General features: G+C 35.8%; 11 protein-coding genes and 1 pseudogene. 5 read left to right on the plus strand and 7 right to left on the minus strand.

Annotation, left to right across the window (positions count from 1 at the left end; genetic code table 11):
• Positions 1 to 88: 88 nt before the first annotated feature.
• The 4 genes from omp85 (BW942_RS05350) to BW942_RS05365 all read right to left on the minus strand — a co-directional run bounded on the left by omp85 (BW942_RS05350) (position 89) and on the right by BW942_RS05365 (position 5,991).
• Positions 89 to 1,693 carry an Omp85 family outer membrane protein gene (gene omp85, locus BW942_RS05350; protein WP_000786858.1) on the minus strand — a complete coding sequence of 535 codons (1,605 nt, stop codon included), beginning with the start codon at positions 1,691 to 1,693 and terminating at the stop codon, positions 89 to 91.
• Positions 1,694 to 2,224: 531 nt separating this feature from the next.
• A complete protein-coding gene (gene lsa25 / locus BW942_RS05355; protein ID WP_000760764.1) occupies positions 2,225 to 2,908 on the minus strand; it encodes a surface adhesin Lsa25 in 684 nt (227 codons plus the stop codon).
• Positions 2,909 to 2,915: 7 nt separating this feature from the next.
• The gene (gene omp85 / locus BW942_RS05360) at positions 2,916 to 4,454 is read right to left on the minus strand and encodes an Omp85 family outer membrane protein (RefSeq protein WP_000713980.1); all 1,539 of its coding nucleotides are present in this window, start codon (positions 4,452 to 4,454) and stop codon (positions 2,916 to 2,918) included.
• Between the two features lie 877 nt (positions 4,455 to 5,331).
• Positions 5,332 to 5,991 carry a M23 family metallopeptidase gene (locus tag BW942_RS05365; RefSeq protein WP_001255725.1) on the minus strand — a complete coding sequence of 220 codons (660 nt, stop codon included), beginning with the start codon at positions 5,989 to 5,991 and terminating at the stop codon, positions 5,332 to 5,334.
• 643 nt (positions 5,992 to 6,634) lie between these two features.
• Between BW942_RS05365 and BW942_RS05370 the strand changes: the two genes are divergently transcribed.
• Both BW942_RS05370 and BW942_RS21665 read left to right on the plus strand, forming a co-directional pair.
• Complete coding sequence (locus tag BW942_RS05370) at positions 6,635 to 7,147, plus strand: GNAT family N-acetyltransferase (protein ID WP_001126680.1); 513 nt, start codon at positions 6,635 to 6,637, stop codon at positions 7,145 to 7,147.
• Positions 7,148 to 7,460: 313 nt separating this feature from the next.
• Positions 7,461 to 7,594: pseudogene (locus BW942_RS21665) on the plus strand (IS110 family transposase); the annotation flags it as partial.
• A 537-nt stretch (positions 7,595 to 8,131) separates the two neighbouring features.
• Here the strand turns inward: BW942_RS21665 and omp85 (BW942_RS05385) are convergent.
• Positions 8,132 to 9,583, minus strand: coding sequence for an Omp85 family outer membrane protein (omp85, locus tag BW942_RS05385; protein ID WP_001079689.1), 1,452 nt, complete (start codon positions 9,581 to 9,583; stop codon positions 8,132 to 8,134).
• Positions 9,584 to 10,443: 860 nt separating this feature from the next.
• On the opposite strand from omp85 (BW942_RS05385), the gene BW942_RS05395 reads away from it, so the two are divergent.
• From BW942_RS05395 to BW942_RS05405, 3 genes are all read left to right on the plus strand, one after another.
• Entirely contained in the window at positions 10,444 to 14,136 is a 3,693-nt protein-coding gene (locus tag BW942_RS05395; RefSeq protein WP_000892827.1) for an Ig-like domain-containing protein, read from the plus strand.
• A gap of 89 nt (positions 14,137 to 14,225) precedes the next feature.
• Positions 14,226 to 15,047, plus strand: coding sequence for a hypothetical protein (locus BW942_RS05400; protein WP_000227357.1), 822 nt, complete (start codon positions 14,226 to 14,228; stop codon positions 15,045 to 15,047).
• Between the two features lie 23 nt (positions 15,048 to 15,070).
• Complete coding sequence (locus BW942_RS05405) at positions 15,071 to 15,478, plus strand: SMI1/KNR4 family protein (protein WP_001027892.1); 408 nt, start codon at positions 15,071 to 15,073, stop codon at positions 15,476 to 15,478.
• 861 nt (positions 15,479 to 16,339) lie between these two features.
• On the opposite strand, the gene BW942_RS05410 is transcribed toward BW942_RS05405, so the two are convergent.
• Together BW942_RS05410 and BW942_RS05415 are read right to left on the minus strand one after the other, a co-directional pair.
• Positions 16,340 to 16,948, minus strand: a complete 609-nt coding sequence (locus BW942_RS05410) for a hypothetical protein (protein WP_000478876.1) — start codon at positions 16,946 to 16,948, stop codon at positions 16,340 to 16,342.
• A 29-nt stretch (positions 16,949 to 16,977) separates the two neighbouring features.
• Complete coding sequence (locus tag BW942_RS05415; RefSeq protein WP_000949351.1) at positions 16,978 to 17,973, minus strand: adhesin OmpL37 family surface protein; 996 nt, start codon at positions 17,971 to 17,973, stop codon at positions 16,978 to 16,980.
• Positions 17,974 to 18,091: the final 118 nt, after the last annotated feature.

An 18,091-nucleotide genomic window follows, 5' to 3' on the forward strand; every position in this document is an offset into this window, starting at 1 on the left:
TACTATTAAATTCTGAAATTGTGTGGGAACTATTACAAAATCCGAATTTTACCAAATTGTTTTCTAAAGGAAAACGATAACGGTCTCCTTAGAAAGCGTGACTAAAATTGACAAAGAGTTGTTTATCTTCTCTAGAAACTGCATAGTCCATCATGATGATCGTCGCTTGATTCCAAGCAATTCTAAGACCTAAACCCTGAGAATATTTATAATCAGTTAAACCCGCCTTGTGTTCATCGTTCCAAACCCTGCCAAAATCCCAGAAAGGAACTAAGTTTAACGCGAAGTATTCTCCCCCAACTGAAAATGACCAAAATTTCCAACGAAGTTCCAACGTACCAAAACCCATCGCACGTCCCACAAATCGATCCTGTTTATAACCCCTAAGCGTCCTAAGTCCACCCAAACCGGAGACAGTGTTTTCCGTACCCCAAAGATTTCTATATTCAAAAAATGGAACATTCCCATCCGAAATCCCAAAACCGAATCTGGAAGCCAAAACCAATTTTTCAAACGTCTTCGGAAACGGACTATAAAAGAACTTTGCGTGTCCAAAATACTTCTGAAAATCAAAATCGGAAGCAATCGTTTTAGAGGCCTTCTCATAAGTGCCTTCCAAAAAAACACCGGAGTTTGGATCTGGTTCAAAATCTCTCGTATCATACACAAGACCAATCTTAGCAGTATTTACAAATCCTCCGTGATAGCCTAAAATTTTTCCGGCTTCCGCGTCTTCGGTAAGTTTGGTTTTAGCGTTTGGAACCTGCCCCGAATTACTCAAAGGAGTTCCTTCAAAAATTGGATCCACCGACTTTACAAATTTTCCGTCGTTCACATGTACAATGTTATTCGAAAGTCTAAAACCAGCCACGAGCCTTACAGTTCCGTGAAAAAAAGATCGCTCTGTACTGAAATTCAACTGAGGAGTTTGAATCGTATAACGGTTGTACATACGATCTGTTACATTAAACCCAGGGCCAGAAGAAACTCCTGAATAAAGCCTACCTCCAAGTTCAATCGGATCTCCGGAACCTCCCGGTCTTTGATATTGAAACGTAGATTCCTGTAAACCGTACTGCCCATTCGTAACCTGTGGCGCGCCTGGCTGATTTCGTTCGTGATACGTTAAAGGTTTTAACGTGGATTCTCCTACACCGAAGTACAAAGTAGTAGGAGTAATCGTAAGTAAAGCATCCGCGCGAAGCCTCCACTGCGTATTTGCTACATAGGGCATGTCCAAACTGAGTTGGTGGTATTGAGCATTTTTTGTCGTATTAAAATATTGTGCAAAAAAACGAAGTCTATACGGAGTATATTCAAAAAACGGATCACTTTTTTTTCCATTGTTATAGCCATAAACTCTGACCCCATATCCAATTCCTTCATTTGGATCGGAATTAATCAAAGGAAGTCCCGTAGGATACCAACCTTCTTTTTTATTATCCAGATCTTTTTTACACATCTGTTTGACCCGATCGATCGAAAACGGAAGATCCTTTCTTGCTTCTGGTTTGTCACAACCAGTAAAATTTTCTTGGGCAGAAATTTTTAAAGAAGAAATAAAAATACATCCAGGAATTACAAAAATTGTAAAAAAGGATTTGTAGAAATTTTTTAAATTCCACTTTCTAATTTTGCAAAAAATAGGAATGGAAGATCTTTGCAGTTTCAAAATCTGGTTATCGTTTTTCATCTATTTAGAACCAAAAATTTACAATTATTTACCAAAATCAATATACGTTAAAAAAATAGAATATACTATTTTAGGTATATTCTAAAAAATCAATCTAATAATCTTTTCATTTACGGTAAAACATTTAAAAGTTTCCTAAATTCTAAAGTCGCCTTTTAAAATTTTCTCATAACCAGAGTAATGTGATAAATTCCTCTAAAATAGATCTAAATTTTTCTAAAATCCTATTTTAGAAAGTTAAAAGCCGTTATACGAAACGCATTTCCTAAAACAAGTGAAAAGGATTTACTTCTACAAACAAAAACCAACTAAAAGTATGATCTCCTCGCCGTAAATATAACGAAATACGGCGAGTTTTCCCCAACTTAACTTTTTGTCCAATTTTAGATTCTTGAAAGATTTTTCTAAAGTGAACGTAGTAGTTTTCACACAAACATTCGCATAATTTTTTTATCAATCAAAGAGGTTTGGATGAAACATACTCCTATTTCTATTTAGATAAATCCATAAAATTTTTTGATTCTCCAATGATTAGGGAAGACTTCTAACACATCGGACAAAGTTTCGATTTGTTTTTGCAAAAGCCATTTCTTCCCCAAAATGAGAAGCTTCAAAACTAATTGTATGAGCCGTATCTACAGTTCCTTCCTTTGTCCAAGAAGTCCAGTAATGGTCTTCTACAGTGTTCGGAAATTTTAAAATAAAAGAATTCAAACTTCCGGAAGCGGTCAAAGCCTTTAACTCTGGTAAGGTGGGAAGTCTCCAATCAGAATGTCCTGCAGTACGATCCTGAGAACAAGTATCGTAAGCCTCGCTTGTTCCGGAAAATCCGGGAGTTTGTCCTACTAAAACCTGCGGGATAGAAATGGTATTACAGTCGTTTAGATTGAGAGAGCAATATTGAAAAAGAGAGGCTCCGTATCTTCCTATGATTGTAGAAGCATCGTTAATCCCTTCACAATCATATTGGCCGTTTTGTCCTACCCTAAGAGCCTGCCCCTGTGTGCAAATTTTCCACATCAACCTACTCGTTGTATCGGTAATCGTTCCGGAAGTAGTATCAACCGAATAAGGGTTAAAAAATAACATACCTGCAAGTAATACTTTCTCGTCCTCATTAATAAAACCTAAAGTAGTATCGTCCGGTTTCTCCTCGCAATTTACAAAAAAAGAAAATAAGATATAGAATATTAGAATATACTGATATTTTTTCATGATTCCCTCAGAAAATGTGATTAAAGTTCATAAATACTTGTTTGTCTTCCTTGGAAACCGCGTAGTCCAACATCAAAATTGTACTCTGATTCCAGGCGATTCTAAATCCTAAACCTCGGGAATATTTATAATCCTTAAGCCCCACGTTATGTTCGTCGTCCCAAACTCTACCGAAATCCATAAAAGGCACCAAGTTCAGAGCAAAATGTTGTCCGGCTATATTAAAATCGAAAAACTTCCAACGAAGTTCTATATTTCCCCATCCCATTGCTTTACCAGCAAATCGATCTTGTTTATAACCTCTCAGAGTTCTTAATCCTCCGAGACCAGTAATTCCACCTTCTGTAGACCATAAATTTCTATATTCGAAAAAAGGTGCGTCCCCTTCGGTCAAACCAAACGCCCCTCTACCTGCAATGACTAGTTTATCAAATACCTTCGGAAACGGGCTGTAGAATAATTTGACCTGAGTAAAATATTTGGAATACTGAAAATCAGATCCAAAAGCTTTGGCGACTTTTTCATAAGTCGCTTCCACAAACATTCCTCGGTTGGGATCTGGCTCCAAGTCCCGAGTATCTAAGACCAATCCAAATCGAACCGACTTCACATTACCGCCATTAGCCCCTATGATTTTTCCAGCTTCTGCATCTTCGGTTACTTTTGTTTTTCCGTTAGGAGTTATACCAGAATTACTAAAAGGCGTTCCTTCTGTCAAAGGATCCGTACTTTTTACAAATTGACCGTCAAAGATTTTGATTATATTCTGAGAAACTCGGATTCCAGCGACCGCCCTAACTAATCCCCCGAAAAAGATATGCTCTCCACTGAGATTAGCTTGTGGGGAACGAATGTCATAGCGGTTATACATTCGATCCGTTACCCGAAACGCGTCATTATTTGGAAAACCAGAGTAATTGGTTCCTTGAAAATCGACTGGATCCCCTGGACCTCCAGGTCTTGTAAAATAAATATTCTTTTCTCTTTCGTGGTAAGTCGCGTTTCTTACGACTTCGCCTCCCGATTGATTGCGTTCTTGGTAGGAAAGAGTCTCTAAGGATCTCTCTCCTATTCCATAGTATAAAGTATTTGGATTCGTATCATAGATTAAATCTCCTCTTAGTCTCCATTTGGTATCAAAGATATAAGGAGCGTCAAAACTGATGTCTTGATACTGTCTATTTTTAGTCGTATTAAAATACTGAGCGAACATTCTAAATCGATACGGAGCATATTCAAAAAACGGATCGGACTTTTTACCGTTGTTGATCAAAAATACCCGGACCCCATATCCAACACCTACGTTCGGATCAGAATTCAAAAGTGGAAGACCGGTGGGAAACCAACCTTCTTTCTTTTTACAAATATCTTCTGGCCTCAGACGTCTCATTTCAGAGATGGGAAAGGGTAAATCCGTTCTTGGTTTCCGTTGGACATCGTCCATAAATGCCAACTTAGAACAATCTTCTTGTTGTCCATAGACGGCTCCGGTTGTTACAAAAAACAGACTGATTACAAAACTTACGAATATCAGAAATTTCTTCATGGATTTCCTGTTTCTATATTTCAGAACCAAACGGAAAAGGTTCAAGCATATACTGTCAATTTGATTTTTCAAAGAATCTCAGAAATAGATTCGATCGAAATCCTTTTATTTATAACACTTGGTATGATATTTATCACAAGAATCAAAATCCAAAGGAAAGCGATTTTTATCACAAACCTGGGAGCGAGAACATTGAGTTTAAATTCTTATTTTAATGTGAGTTCGATCATGATCCATTCCTCTGAAGAAAGTTGGGACCCGAATTTTATAGATCGATTCCTAAAATGTGGGAACTACCACAAACTACGATTTTACAAACTAATTCTAAAATTGTAGGAACTCATACTTTTAGAAAATTCTTTCTCAATCGAACTCGGTTTCTTTTTAGAACTTGTCCCAAAATCGTCCAATGTGGGAACTACCACAAACCACGATTTTACGAACTAATTCTAAAATTGTAGGGACTTCATACTTTTAGAAAATTCTTTCTCAATCGAACTCGGTTTCTTTTTAGAGCTGGTCCCAAAATCGTCCAATGTGGGAACTATTACGCAAATTTAACGACATTAGAACTACTTGAAAGTTCGTAAACTGTCAAATGCGACCTAATTTGTAGGAACTACTGCATTTTATTAAAAATGTTTAAAGAATTATCTCGTAAAATTCTTTGAGGTCTTAGGACAACAAGTTCTTAATTTAAAAATGTAGGAACTATTACAAATCACGATTTTACAGTAAAACTATTTTAGGAGTTCCCACATTTCTAAAGTTTTATGAAAACACTGGAAAAAATGTAAGGCACTTTGAAACCGTTTCTGGCTTTGTGAAAAACATTTCACAAAAAGCTCTTTGATACAGAAAAAGAAATGTTTATCGATCACTTCAATTTTCGATTCTTACGAATGAATACTTTTGGATTGAGATAACCAGAAGGATCTCTACTATAACCAGGTCCGGTCGGAAGAAAAAAATCATCTCGCATTTCGAAGTGAAGATGTGGTCCGTAACGACCATTGGCGTCACCGATTCTACCGATCATTTTGCCTTTTCGGATTTGATCTCCTTTAGAAACGTTTATCTTAGAAAGATGTGCATAAAGAGAATTGATTCGTTTTCCGTTGGGAAGCAGATGAGTTATCATAATCACGGTTCCCCAACCAGGACCTTCGTCACCTACAAATTTCACGATTCCATGTGAGACCGCATAAACCGGATCTCCGTAGTCGTTTCTACCAACTGCATTCCAATCCTCACCCAGATGAAAATTTTTTCCAAAGGGTTGTTTATCCATATAACCCTTTGCATTCGGTTTCCCCACTGGAAAGTCAAAACCATCGGAAACATATTCGTTATGTTCAGAAAAAAATTTATCAATGGAGTCAGGTCCAAGTTCTTCTCGAGAAGATTCAAAAATTTTAGGAATTTCTAATTTATTTTCTGAACAAAGTACAAAAGTAAAAACTAGACTTTGTACAATTAGATAAAGTCCTAAAATTTTTTTTCGGATCGTTTTTATCACAGTAAAATCACTTCTCATTCAATTGGAAACATCTTTAAAAAAGAGTTAAAAATACAACCTAAAAAATAAAGATTTCTTTTATTCAGAACTATATCGTTAAGTGCACAAGCATCTTATGCCGACTCACTTTAAAGTAGAGTTTTTGCATAAAAATTTACGATACTCCACTTTGTAAGAATCAATAGAGATCAACGTATCATAAATTTTACAGACAAGCCCAGTTTAGAAGCGGACTTTTTGGGTATTTTATTTTAACGTGAATCGACATAAAGAACCATAATTCTGAAAAAAGTTAGAATCTGGACTTTAAAGATCGATTCTTTACTACTCGGACACATGAATAAAATACTTGGGTTAGATTGTTTCAAAAATTTGAATGTTTGGGTTCTGCTCTAAAATGTCGTAAATCCCGAATTTGCATCATGTTTAAGTATCGCTATTTTTTTCGCAAATTCGGCTGTTAATAACTTGGTACTATTTTCATACGTCCGAGTAGTAAGAAAATTTTTTCTTACACGAACTCACTCTATTTGACAGTTCTAAATAGAATTCACAGAAAGATTCTTGATACTGTCCAAGTTGAATTTATAAAATAGGAGATGCAAATCTATGGACAAATTGAATCTTTAGAAAAACCATTCTTGTTAAACTCGAAATCCAAATGCCTAAGTCTAAAACGAATTCAAAGAAATTTCAAATCGCTAATTTACTTCCAGAACATAGAGAGGCCTCAATCGAACTTGTAAATCAATTCTTTCGCCTAATCAACTCTTTACAGTTAGATGGGATATTTAAAATTCGCCCCCGTGCAGGCACAAAGATGATAGACGTTTATCTAAAATTAAAAGGCACTGGAAAAGTATTACTTTTAGGGGGTTTTTTAGGAGATGAACTTGTTTCTCTTTTAATCGCCAGGACGGAAGATAAACCTTATTTAGAAGAACAGAAAACTCTATTCATCGATCTGGCCGTAACCAAACGAGGAAAACAAAAATCAGGTTATATGAAACCATTGGTTCTAGCGTGCGAATCTTGGGCAAAAGACCAAGAGTTCAAAAGTATAGAACTTAGAGCCATAGTAGAAAACGAAAATGCGGTTTCATTTTGGAAAGCAATGGGTTACGATCCTTTTTATATTCGATTTAGAAAATCGTTCAAAATGGATTCTATCTAAAAAACAATTCACTTTTTTCAAAGATTCAAAAAGGTTTCATTTCAAAACATCTAAATAACGCAATGTGAATTCGACGTAAAAAAAATCTGGGCGAACCGGCTTACCTACTCTGGTAAATCAATTGCATTCAGGAAATATTATATAATAATCGTCTTTAGTTTCAATATAGAACGCGATCCCGTAGATGAATCTAAAATCGGCCACCGCAAACCAATGTGTGGTAACTTAACAAAGTCGACCGAGTATAGAAGTGCTGGTGCTATTACCCGACTTTGTTAAGCCCTTCTGCTTCTGTCATTTTAGGAGAAAAGAAATGGAAAGTCAAGAAGTCAAGTTATAGGAGTCGATTTCGGAAAGAAAAGTATAGAGGTTGTTCGAATCAATTCGGAAAACTCACTCGAACGTAGACAATTTAGCACAACGAAAAATGGCATTAACAATTTATTATGCGACTTAATCTGTGGGAACTCCACTGTTTTTAGTCTTTAAAAATTAAGATCAATCATTTCTATAAATGAATGTAGGAACTATTACTTTTAGAAAATTCTTCTTAGTTTTTCTTACACCGAACTCACGTTATTTTAACTTGGTTTTGTGTAACCAATGAGAAATTAATTTATGTTGCAAACATGAAAGCAATATTAAGTTTTTTGTTCGCCAAGATTTTTTTACGACTAACTCATGTTAAAACACTTGTTTTCAGAAGAACAATCGCTAATTGATTTAGAGCTTGTAAAGTTGAAAAACGCATTTTACTATTCGCACGTATGAAAATGGTATCAAAAATTAACGGGAATTTTTTTAAAGAGATAGAAAACAAAACCTTCGCAAAATTACGCTAAACCTAGAATTGTTGTTTTTTTGGAAAGGATTTCACATTCTAAGTTTTGAAACAAGCACAGCATAGTATTTTTTTAATACATCTGAGTAGTAAAAAAAAATTTACTCAACCAAACTTCAAGTTCAATAAGATTTTCTTAATTTTCAAAACGCGTGACTAAAATCTACAAACATCTGAGAATCCTCTTTGGATTTAGCAAAATCTATCAAAATTACAGTAGCTTGATTCCAGATGATTCTAAATCCACTTCCCCAAGAATGTTTATAACCTTGTAAATTAATTCTTTTTTCAGAATCCCAGACTCTACCTACGTCAACAAATGGAACTAAACTCAAAGTAAAAAGTTCATCAAAAATTTTGAATGTAGCAAATCTCCAGCGAAACTCCGCACTTCCAAAACCAACCACAGGAGCGACAAAACGATCTTGGCGATAACCTCTCATCGTTTGAAGACCACCAATTCCAGTCATAGGTCCGTCCAAACTCCACATATATCTTACTTCAGAAAAAGGAGCACCAGAAGATGTGTAACCTAACGCGACCCTTGTAGCAAACACCAATTCTTCAAAAACATCTGGTAGAATCTTATAAAAATATTTTGTCTGAAAAAAAATCTTATTGTAATTAAAATCAGAACCGGTGCGTTTAGAAACGTTTGCTACATTTAATTCTGCTAATATACCTCGATCCGGGTCTGGCTCAAAATCCCGGGTGTCATAAGCAATACCTGCTCTAAAATAAACTATATCTCCTCCGTTGTATCCTCGGATTTTTCCGGCTCTATAATCTTCGGTCAACTTTGATTCTCCATTTGGAACCGGTGTTTCCCAGATACTTCCGGCAAAATATGGATCTTTGGAAGGATGCCAAACTCCATCCGAGTGACCAATTATATTTCTGGAAATTTCATTTGCAACCACCCATTTCCAAGCCTTCCAAAAAGTATAATCGATTCCATTAAAGAAAGTAGTAGAATTGAACAGATACTGGTTATAACCCTGATCACTGACCGTTGGAGTAATTTCCGAACCAGTACGAGAAGGACGGATGTATGACTGAGAAGTTTCGTAAGCGTCAAAATTTGCATTCCCTACACGACCGATCCCAGATAAATTTCTAGGACTATAAGAAAGAGATTGAAGAGAAGATTCTCCAATTCCAAAATACTGAGAATTAGGATTGTAATCCAAGCTAAGACTACTTTTCCATCGAAACGCAGTATTTAATATATAAGGAGAATCAAACTGTATAAAATGATTTTTAACTCCCTGATTAGTTTGAAACAATTGAAGTGTAAGTTTACTTCGATACGCTTCATATTCATAATATAAATCTGTTTTTTTTCCGTTAAAAAATAAACTCGCGCGAATACCACCTCCTTGCCCCCTTACAGGATCCGAACTCAATAACGGAATTGCTGTTACATACCAACCTTCCTTTTTTTCTGCAAGTTCACTAGGTTCTAATTTCTTTCCTTCATCTAAAGGAATTCGAGCCTCGGGTAAATTTCTAAGTCCTTCTCCAAAAATCGGAAATAAACTCCAGATCAGAATCCATAAACCAATCCAGTTCCAGTTTCTAAAAATCCGATTCATAATTTAATGTGAGTCTGATTTATAAAAATTAGAAAAGCATTTTCTCTTCTGAAAATAGAAGTTCTCTATACCAAAGTTTGATTCTTTTATAAAAAAATAAAATTTATTACTTAATAAATAGACTCTACTATTCATAACTATATAATAAAGTACCTAATACTTTGTATGGAACCAGCGTTTTGTGATAAAATTAATGGCACTCAATTTTATAGAGATCAGTAATAGAAATTTCTTCGAGAATATATATATTAGAGTTGTTGAAAAATTCCATAGCGATGGTTAACAAAACTGCTTCAATCGACCATTTCATAAAATAGAAACAAGATGGAGAATTAATTATTCAACAACTCTACTATTGTAAAATCCAAGATCATACCTTTAGTTCCTTTTTAAATTCGTTCACCTAACAGCCATAAAATGATATCCACAACTAACTTAATTGGAATTTAAGAAAAATATTCAAGAATCGTTGTATGAGGGCCTCACTCAAAATCCATTGATTTGACATTAAAAAATATGTCAAAAATAGGTTCCCAAAAATGACTCAGACATCTATTTTAAAAATCAATAAGAACCCTACAACCTTTTAGTCTTTCAAGTCTATCAAAATTAGTCATAAAGCTTTATACGGAATCACTATAAAGTTGATTTCGAGTTTAAATTTTATATCTGTCTTTATACGATCCCATAAAAATTCGAAACCGACCTAATTAGAAAGCAGACATCAAGTTATAACATAACCAGTTTTTAGAAAAAAAATATGTCAATATTTTTACATCTTTTAGGCGAAAAAAATTGAATTCTCAACCAAGTGAAAAATTCTTTTTCTAAAATTAATTTCGAGGCAACTCTTTTTATAGTTGTTGGAGCCTTTTTTAGTGATTTCATATATAAAAACTTTTATTTCTTTTTCCATTTTGATTTTTGGGGGCATCGGTTGCGTCCAAGGAAAAGGAAATTCAATGCCATTTTTTGCATATTTAGATTTTAGCAATCGTAGTGCAGATTCTTCATTTAACGTTTCGCAAATTTCTCCTGGACCCAACGTCACCGGAGTTTCTTTGAACACATCCATCCAAGTTGGTTTTAGTCAAAAATTGGATTCTTCTAGTATCCAATCTCAATCGATCCAACTAACACAAGGAAATACGATCATTCCGGGAAATTTCACTTCTACAGAAAAAACTCTTTTATTCAATCCAACGTCTTCCTTGGCTGCATCAACTGTATATTCCGTTAGCATTTCCAAAGACATAAAATCAATGGACGGCTCCTCTCTTTCAGAAGACTATACTTGGAGCTTTACCACCAACACGATTGTTGATTTAGTCGCGCCAGACGTATCTTTAAGAACCCCTACCATAGGTGCCAATTTAGTTCCTAATAATACTTCCGTTCAAATTGCGTTTACTGAAACAATGAATTGCACTTCCATCAACATTGTAAATTTTACATTAAAAAATAATGTTACCAATGTATTAGAACCTAGTAATGTAGTTTGTTTAGGATCCGTTGCCACCCTTACCCCTAATAATCCTCTTGCTTTTAATACTGTTTATCGTGTGGATATTCTTTCTACAGCAAAAGATCTTGCTAATAATCCTCTTGTAAACGCATATAACTGGACTTTTACAACCGGAGTTGCCCCCGATTTAACGGTTCCAACCGTCTCCTTTGTAAATCCCACTCCCAATGCACAAAACGTTCCTATCAACGAAACAATCAGTATTGCCTTTAGTGAACCTATCAATTGTGCTACGATCATCGGAAGTATTGTCTTAGATGATAATATACTTATTCCTGGAAGCGTAAACGGGAATCCGGGTTGTACAGGCACAACCGCATCCTTTACTCCTTTAGGCAATTTGACACCAAATACGAATTATACGGTTACCGTCTCAAATGCGATTACGGATTTGCAAAACAATCCACTTACACCTTCTACCTGGAGTTTTACGACGGCTGCTGCAGTCGATCAGACTCAACCCACGGTTACATTTACTGTACCCTCCGCCAACGCAAACGGCGTAGGGACCAATGCCAACCCTATGGTAGTTTTTAGCGAACCTATGTCTTGCGCTTCCGTGACCTCCGCATCCTTTCGATTAAAGAGGCAGGCAACCGGGGTTTATCTTATAGGAAGTGTAAATTGTTTTGGAACTTCCGCTACCTGGACCCCAGATCCTGTAAATCCGCTTGCCTTTAATACTACTTACACAGTAGAAATCGATCAGGGTGCATTAGATACTTTTAATAATCCTCTCATTCCAATAAATTGGAACTTTACTACAGGCCCAGGACCCGATCTAACTCCTCCCAGTGTTGCCGTCGTTACTCCCGCAAACGCTGCGATAGGCGTTCCGACCAACGGAGGTGTAAGTATCGCTTTTAGTGAAGCCATGAATTGTGGAAGTATTTTAGGAGGAATCACCCTGGACGATGATCCTACAACTCCGGGTACTGTGATTCCAATCAATATCAATTGTAACGGAAATACTGTCTCTTTTGCCCCGACAATCCCTCCACTTGCCTTTAATACAACCTACACAGTAACGATTTTAAATACGGTTACGGACAGTAATAATAATGCACTAAACGGAGGAAATTACGCTTGGTCTTTTACAACAGGAGTGGCACCAGACCTAGTTCCTCCTCAAGTTTCTCTTGTAAGCCCTCTCTCGGGAGCAGTAGGTGTCGCAACAAATGCAAACATTACAGTTGCATTTAATGAAACCATCAATTGTTCCACCTTGAATTTTACGGTTAATAACGGAATCAATGGTACTGTGAACTGTTCAGGATCCTCTGCTACTTTTATTCCTAGCGCTTTAACCCCTCTAAATGCCGGTACAAATTATACAGCAACAATCCTAACAGTAAATGATATTGTAGGAAATCCAATCGGTGCTGCGTTTGGTTGGAGTTTTACAACCGGAGCCGCTCCAGATGTGACTCCTCCTGTCGTTACGATCCAAAATCTTAGAAATAATTCTATCGTAGAAAGTGGTTTCGTAATTGGAACGGCAACAGATGCAGGCACAATTACTTCTGTAGAAGTTTCTTTGGACAATGGCGCTTTTGTGCCCGCAACCGGAACCAATCCTTGGAAATTTAAACTTCCTTCGGATATAAATACTTGGAAGCAAAACTCTCAACATACGATCATTGCAAGAGCTAAGGACTTAGCCAATAACCTTACAACTACAGCAGCCATTTCGGTTCGAAAAGGAAATAATAAAGATATAAACGGAGACGGATACGTTGATCTTGTATCTGCAGAATACGGACAGGGTTTACTTTATATTTTTCATTCTTCCGGGAACGCTGGAATGACAATTACAAACGCACAATCCGCAAGTAAGATCATTGTAGGAGTCGCGGCGGAAGAATTTGGAAGAACTGTTTCTATGGGAGATTTAAACGGAGATGGATTTGCAGACGTAATCTCTGGTGCTCCTGGTTGGAACGGTGCCCAAGGTAGGGTTTATATATTTCATTCTTCCGGAAACGCTGGGGTCAATATTTCCTTTTCCGGTTTTGCCACTAAAACGATCAGTGGAGCCAATGCGGGAGCTAGATTTGGAGATAGTATTGTTACAGGTGATTTAAACGGAGACGGCTACGCAGACCTAGCATCAGGAGAACCCGTTTTTAATGGTTCTCAGGGTAGAGTCTATGTATTTCATTCCGCTGGAGCCGCTGGAGTTACACAAATAAATTCAGCTGCTGCAAATTCTACACTCACAGGTGAAAACGCAACTGATCGTTTCGGATATTCGTTGAGCACTGGAAATATGAACGGAGATAATTTTGCAGATCTTGCAATTGGAGCACCTGGTTATGGCGCTGGCGTAGGTGGAGGATTTGTAGTAAACCAAGGTAAAGTTTATATACATCACGGGGCGGCTGGTGGATTGGGAGGAGTAATCACAACTCTTACCAATGATAGCGCTGGAAATGCAGGGGAATTTGGTATCAGTTTATTTGCAGCCGATTTTAACGGAGACGGTAATTCCGATCTTGCAATTGGAAGCCCTAATTTAGGAGTCGGATTTGGAAGAGTTTCCGTATTTACATCTGCAGGAGGTGCAGGTATAAATACATCTACGATTGGAAATGCTCCGCTTATGATCAATGGAACCGGAGGCACGAACGCATTCGGAGTTTCTTTGACTGCACAGGATCTAAACCTGGATGGAAGAATAGATCTAATTTCTACAACTGTAATTCCCAATAGGGTATTCGTTTTCCATATGCCAGGTGCAGGAGCTATCGGTGGATTTCTAACCACTGGTAATGCAACTACACAAATCACGAGTGCATTTGCAGGAATCGGGGTTTCCGCAAATGCACCTAAAACTCCTATTTCCGGCGGAGACATCAACGGAGACGGATTTCCAGACTTATTTGTCGGGGGAAGTTCTGATAATATTTTTATTTTCCATTCTTCAACGGCTGGAACCGGTTTATTAACAAATACTACTGCAACCGCTGCAGGCGCAATTACCAGTTCCGGACTTGCCAATGGCTTTTTTGGATGTAGCGTTTATTGATCGGAGTTTAGTTTCTAGAATCCATTTTTAAAATAATGACGAAACGATTTTCCAAACGGAAAAAATAAATGTCAAATAACACATGGGTCATGGTCGACGAAAAACAGAAGTCGGCCTGGCAAAAAACTATGCCTTTTTTCCTAGAAGATCCACATGTAATTTCATGGAATCAAATTTCGGAAAAGATAAACAAAAAACAAATCACTCTACTTCGTATTCTTTCGTTAGACGATACAATCCTTGAAATTCCGGAATATATCCATACTTTTTCAAATCTAATCGAATTAGAAGTCCCGCGTAAGTTTATTCTCAAACTAGAAAACAAATTACTTCCCTCTTCTCTTAAAACCCTATGTATTACGGGAAACGGTCAATGCACATGGCACTCAAATTTAAATCTCCCGAACATAGACACTTTAAAAACAGAAGGTTTTGTATTACGTTTTACTCATTCAAATTTGAACGGACTCAAAAATCTAGTACTTAAATTGGATAAAAACGCTACTATGTTAAACGTAATTCAAAAGTATCGTTTAAATAGTCTGGGTTTAACAAATGTAAATAAAAATGAAATCTTCGAAAAAATATCTCTCATAGGTTTAAATCAACTAGGAATAGCCATCGGCAGAATTGAATCTCTTTTTGGAATAACAAACCTAAATACATTAAAAATATTAAATATAACTAATTTGCCTCGACTTTCTGATTTATCTGAAATTCAATTCCTTTCCAAATTAGAAGAACTATCCATTCAATACTGTAATCAAATCACAAATCCAGAGGTTATATTAAAACTTTCTTCCTTACGTAAACTCGAAATTGTAGGTTGTAAAAACATTGGTCTCAATTCAATTAGAGAAAAAATAAACTCAATGAATTTAGAGAAACTATCAATCTTAGGCTCAAGCTGATTTTTACATTCGAAAATCTTAAAATGAATATCACGAATATATTTAAAAACGTATGGACTATTCAGCCTGGTACAAACCTAAATACGATCCAAAAAATCGAATCGATTTTCAAAGTTACTTTTCCTGAAGATTATAAACAAATATTGTTATGGTCCAACGGTGGAGAAGGTAAAGTTGGAAACCGTTATTTATCTTTATGGAAAATTGAAGAGTTGGTTCAACTTAATGAAGATTATCAAATCAAAAAATACATTCCAGAGATTGTATCGATAGGTACCGACGGCGGAGAATTTTGCTACGCTTTTGATTACAGAAATAACTCTAATATCCCGAATTTCATTGAAGTCCCACTGGGTGATTTGGATTCAAACTCAATCGTTACATTAGGGGATAAGATGACTTTAGTTTTACAAACGTGGATCCATTTTTAAAACACGTTTTTCAATTTCATAAGATCTAAATCAATCAACAAATATTCGTCTTAAAACAAGTGATTTAACGCGAGTTAGTTGTAAAAAACCTATAATTTATTTTTCTGAAAAAAATTAGGATCTGAACTTTACAGATCGATTCCTACTCATAACTATATAATAAGATACCTAATATTTTACATAGAATCAGCGTTTTGTGATAATATTAACGGTACTCAATTTTCTAGAGATCAGTAAAATGTGAGAACTCCCGCAAATCACGATTTTACGAACAAATTCCAAAATTGTAGGAACTACTACTTTTAGAAAATTCTTTCTTGTTTTCTTACACCGAGCTCATATTAATTTAAAAAACTTAAGCAGGATCTTTAAATACGGAATCCAATCATAAAAAGCAAATGTTTCAAAAAGCACCTAAATCTGTGGGAACTCTTATTTTCAGAAAAAACTTTTCACAATTTTTTTTTACATAAAATTCACATTACTATAATATCTCTAGGCATTTAAAGAGTAGTAGTTCCCACACTTAAAAAACCAAACTGAAATTTACGATTTGTGGGAGTTCCCACACTTTCAAGACCTAACTGTAAATTTACGATTTGTGGGAGTTCCCACACTTTCAAGATCTAACTGTAAATTTACGATTTGTGTGAGTTCCCACGTTTTTCAAGATCTAACTGTAAATTTACGATTTGTGTGAGTTCCCACACTTTCAAGATCTAACTGAAATTTACGATTTGTGGGAGTTCCCACGTTTTTCAAGATCTATCTGTAAATTTACGATTTGTAGGAGTTCCCACGTTTTTTACGGAAAAATTAACTTTTATTAATTTTTACAAAATAGAATACCGTAAAGTTTTATTATAAAGCCTTTATAGGTTTCTTTTTGAAAACCCTAATATACTGGTTTGGAATTTCAAAATTCATAGTTTGAAAAGCACTTAAAGAATATTGAATAGATCTTCCATATAGAATCAGAGCGTAAAAATTATTTCCATCCCGATCAAACTTTTCAGCTTGATCCAACTCTTCTTTTGCCATTCGAAAGTAAGTAGCTGCTCTTTCCTTCTGAAATGTAGTCATTGAAACTTCCTGACTTTGTTCCTTTTCCGAAAATTCATCCGAATAAAGTCGAATCAAATTCTTAGCCGAAACCTTTCCTTCTAAAGTAAAATCGGAAGCAGTTCTAAAAAGTGCTCTTTCTAAAAGTAACATAGACTTTTCTTTTTCCCGAAGAGATTCAGAATACACCGAATTTTGAAAACGATTTTTTAGAGAAGTTAGTCTATTCCAGTTTTCTTCCTGGTTTTGAAATGGAATCAATTTTCTAGATTCTTCTAAAATCCGAATCTTTTTTTCGATCGATTTTTTCTTTTCTCGAAATGAAAGAGTACCAGCATTCAAGTGACTCTGTAATAATACCAATACAAATAACAAAGAGAAAACAAATCTTACTTTTTTTAAAAACATTCTAATCCTATTCGTATTTTAGAATATACTTAATTTTGTGTTTTTGTAGGAATTGGCGGTAACGTTTCTTTTTGAATCGCATCACTTGTTTTAATTTCTTCGTTGCTCATATCCATCATAGAAATTCTTCCCGAAGTGATAATACCGTAATTGTCGTCGTGTATTTCAAGAATATCGATCGGTTTATCTTTGGCTTCTCCGGGTGGTACGATTTTTCTTTGGAGCAAATCATTATCAATATAATTGATCAAAGTATTTCTCACCTTTTCGTAATCGGTGATAGTTTCCTTTTCTACTGCAGCTCTCATATCATCTAAATTTACAAATTGATATTCCGGTTTATCCTCGGTTGGAGTTTTTGATGCGATCATAGCTAAAAGAGCAAATTTTCTGGCTCTTCTTGCAATTTTGATACCTTCCCCGTGTAAAAGAAGTTTATAACGAAATTGATAAGGAGCGGAGTTATATGCGATTGTAAAATGATCTTCAGAACTTTTCAGATCCCTAAAGCCTAAACGAAGTAGATGTTGTGCAATCTTATCATTACTTCTTACAATTAAAGGAGAAGCATATTCCAAAAGTATTCTAGAATTTTGAAGATATTGTTCGTGAGTCGCCTGATAAAGATCTTTCATCTCCCCTTGCGCCCCTCTTAAATTTTTAAAGGAAAGGCTATAATTACTCTGAAAATACAACATATTTCCATTAAAATCAAATTGATTTGCCTTTTTCAAACTAATGTAAGAAGGAAGTGCACCTAATTTTTTAAATAACTCTACTTTGTCCCCAACTTCAGTAGTTGTATTACCCGCCTCCACCTTAGTGTTATTAGGCGGGCTTGTATCCGAATTTGTGGGCTCCAAAATTGGAGCCAGGTTACTCACACATATATTGATGAATTTAAGATTGGTTTTATTCTCCCCAATCAAAATTCCTAAGTTGATCTGATCCGGCGAAACCGCCCAAAGCAGTTCCCCGAAAACTAATATAATTACGATTAGTATGGTTTGAATTTTAGAAAGCATGGTGTTCTCTATCTTCCAATATCGGCCTACCCGATTTTTTTCACGGAAAAAATCGCAAAAAATACCCCTCTTTAAAGTAGAATTTTTATCTGCGTAACCGGATCTAATTTTTCATCTT

The sequence above is a fragment of the Leptospira interrogans genome, from assembly GCF_900156205.1.
Taxonomy (GTDB): domain Bacteria; phylum Spirochaetota; class Leptospiria; order Leptospirales; family Leptospiraceae; genus Leptospira; species Leptospira interrogans.

What these genes read in the sequence shown, in the direction of transcription:
- omp85 (WP_000786858.1), bottom strand. Translation starts at nt 1,693, where the DNA reads ATGAAAAACGATAACCAGATTTTGAAACTGCAAAGATCTTCCATTCCT.
- lsa25 (WP_000760764.1), bottom strand. Translation starts at nt 2,908, where the DNA reads ATGAAAAAATATCAGTATATTCTAATATTCTATATCTTATTTTCTTTT.
- omp85 (WP_000713980.1), bottom strand. Translation starts at nt 4,454, where the DNA reads ATGAAGAAATTTCTGATATTCGTAAGTTTTGTAATCAGTCTGTTTTTT.
- BW942_RS05365 (WP_001255725.1), bottom strand. Translation starts at nt 5,991, where the DNA reads ATGAGAAGTGATTTTACTGTGATAAAAACGATCCGAAAAAAAATTTTA.
- BW942_RS05370 (WP_001126680.1), top strand. Translation starts at nt 6,635, where the DNA reads ATGCCTAAGTCTAAAACGAATTCAAAGAAATTTCAAATCGCTAATTTA.
- omp85 (WP_001079689.1), bottom strand. Translation starts at nt 9,583, where the DNA reads ATGAATCGGATTTTTAGAAACTGGAACTGGATTGGTTTATGGATTCTG.
- BW942_RS05400 (WP_000227357.1), top strand. Translation starts at nt 14,226, where the DNA reads ATGGTCGACGAAAAACAGAAGTCGGCCTGGCAAAAAACTATGCCTTTT.
- BW942_RS05405 (WP_001027892.1), top strand. Translation starts at nt 15,071, where the DNA reads ATGAATATCACGAATATATTTAAAAACGTATGGACTATTCAGCCTGGT.
- BW942_RS05410 (WP_000478876.1), bottom strand. Translation starts at nt 16,948, where the DNA reads ATGTTTTTAAAAAAAGTAAGATTTGTTTTCTCTTTGTTATTTGTATTG.
- BW942_RS05415 (WP_000949351.1), bottom strand. Translation starts at nt 17,973, where the DNA reads ATGCTTTCTAAAATTCAAACCATACTAATCGTAATTATATTAGTTTTC.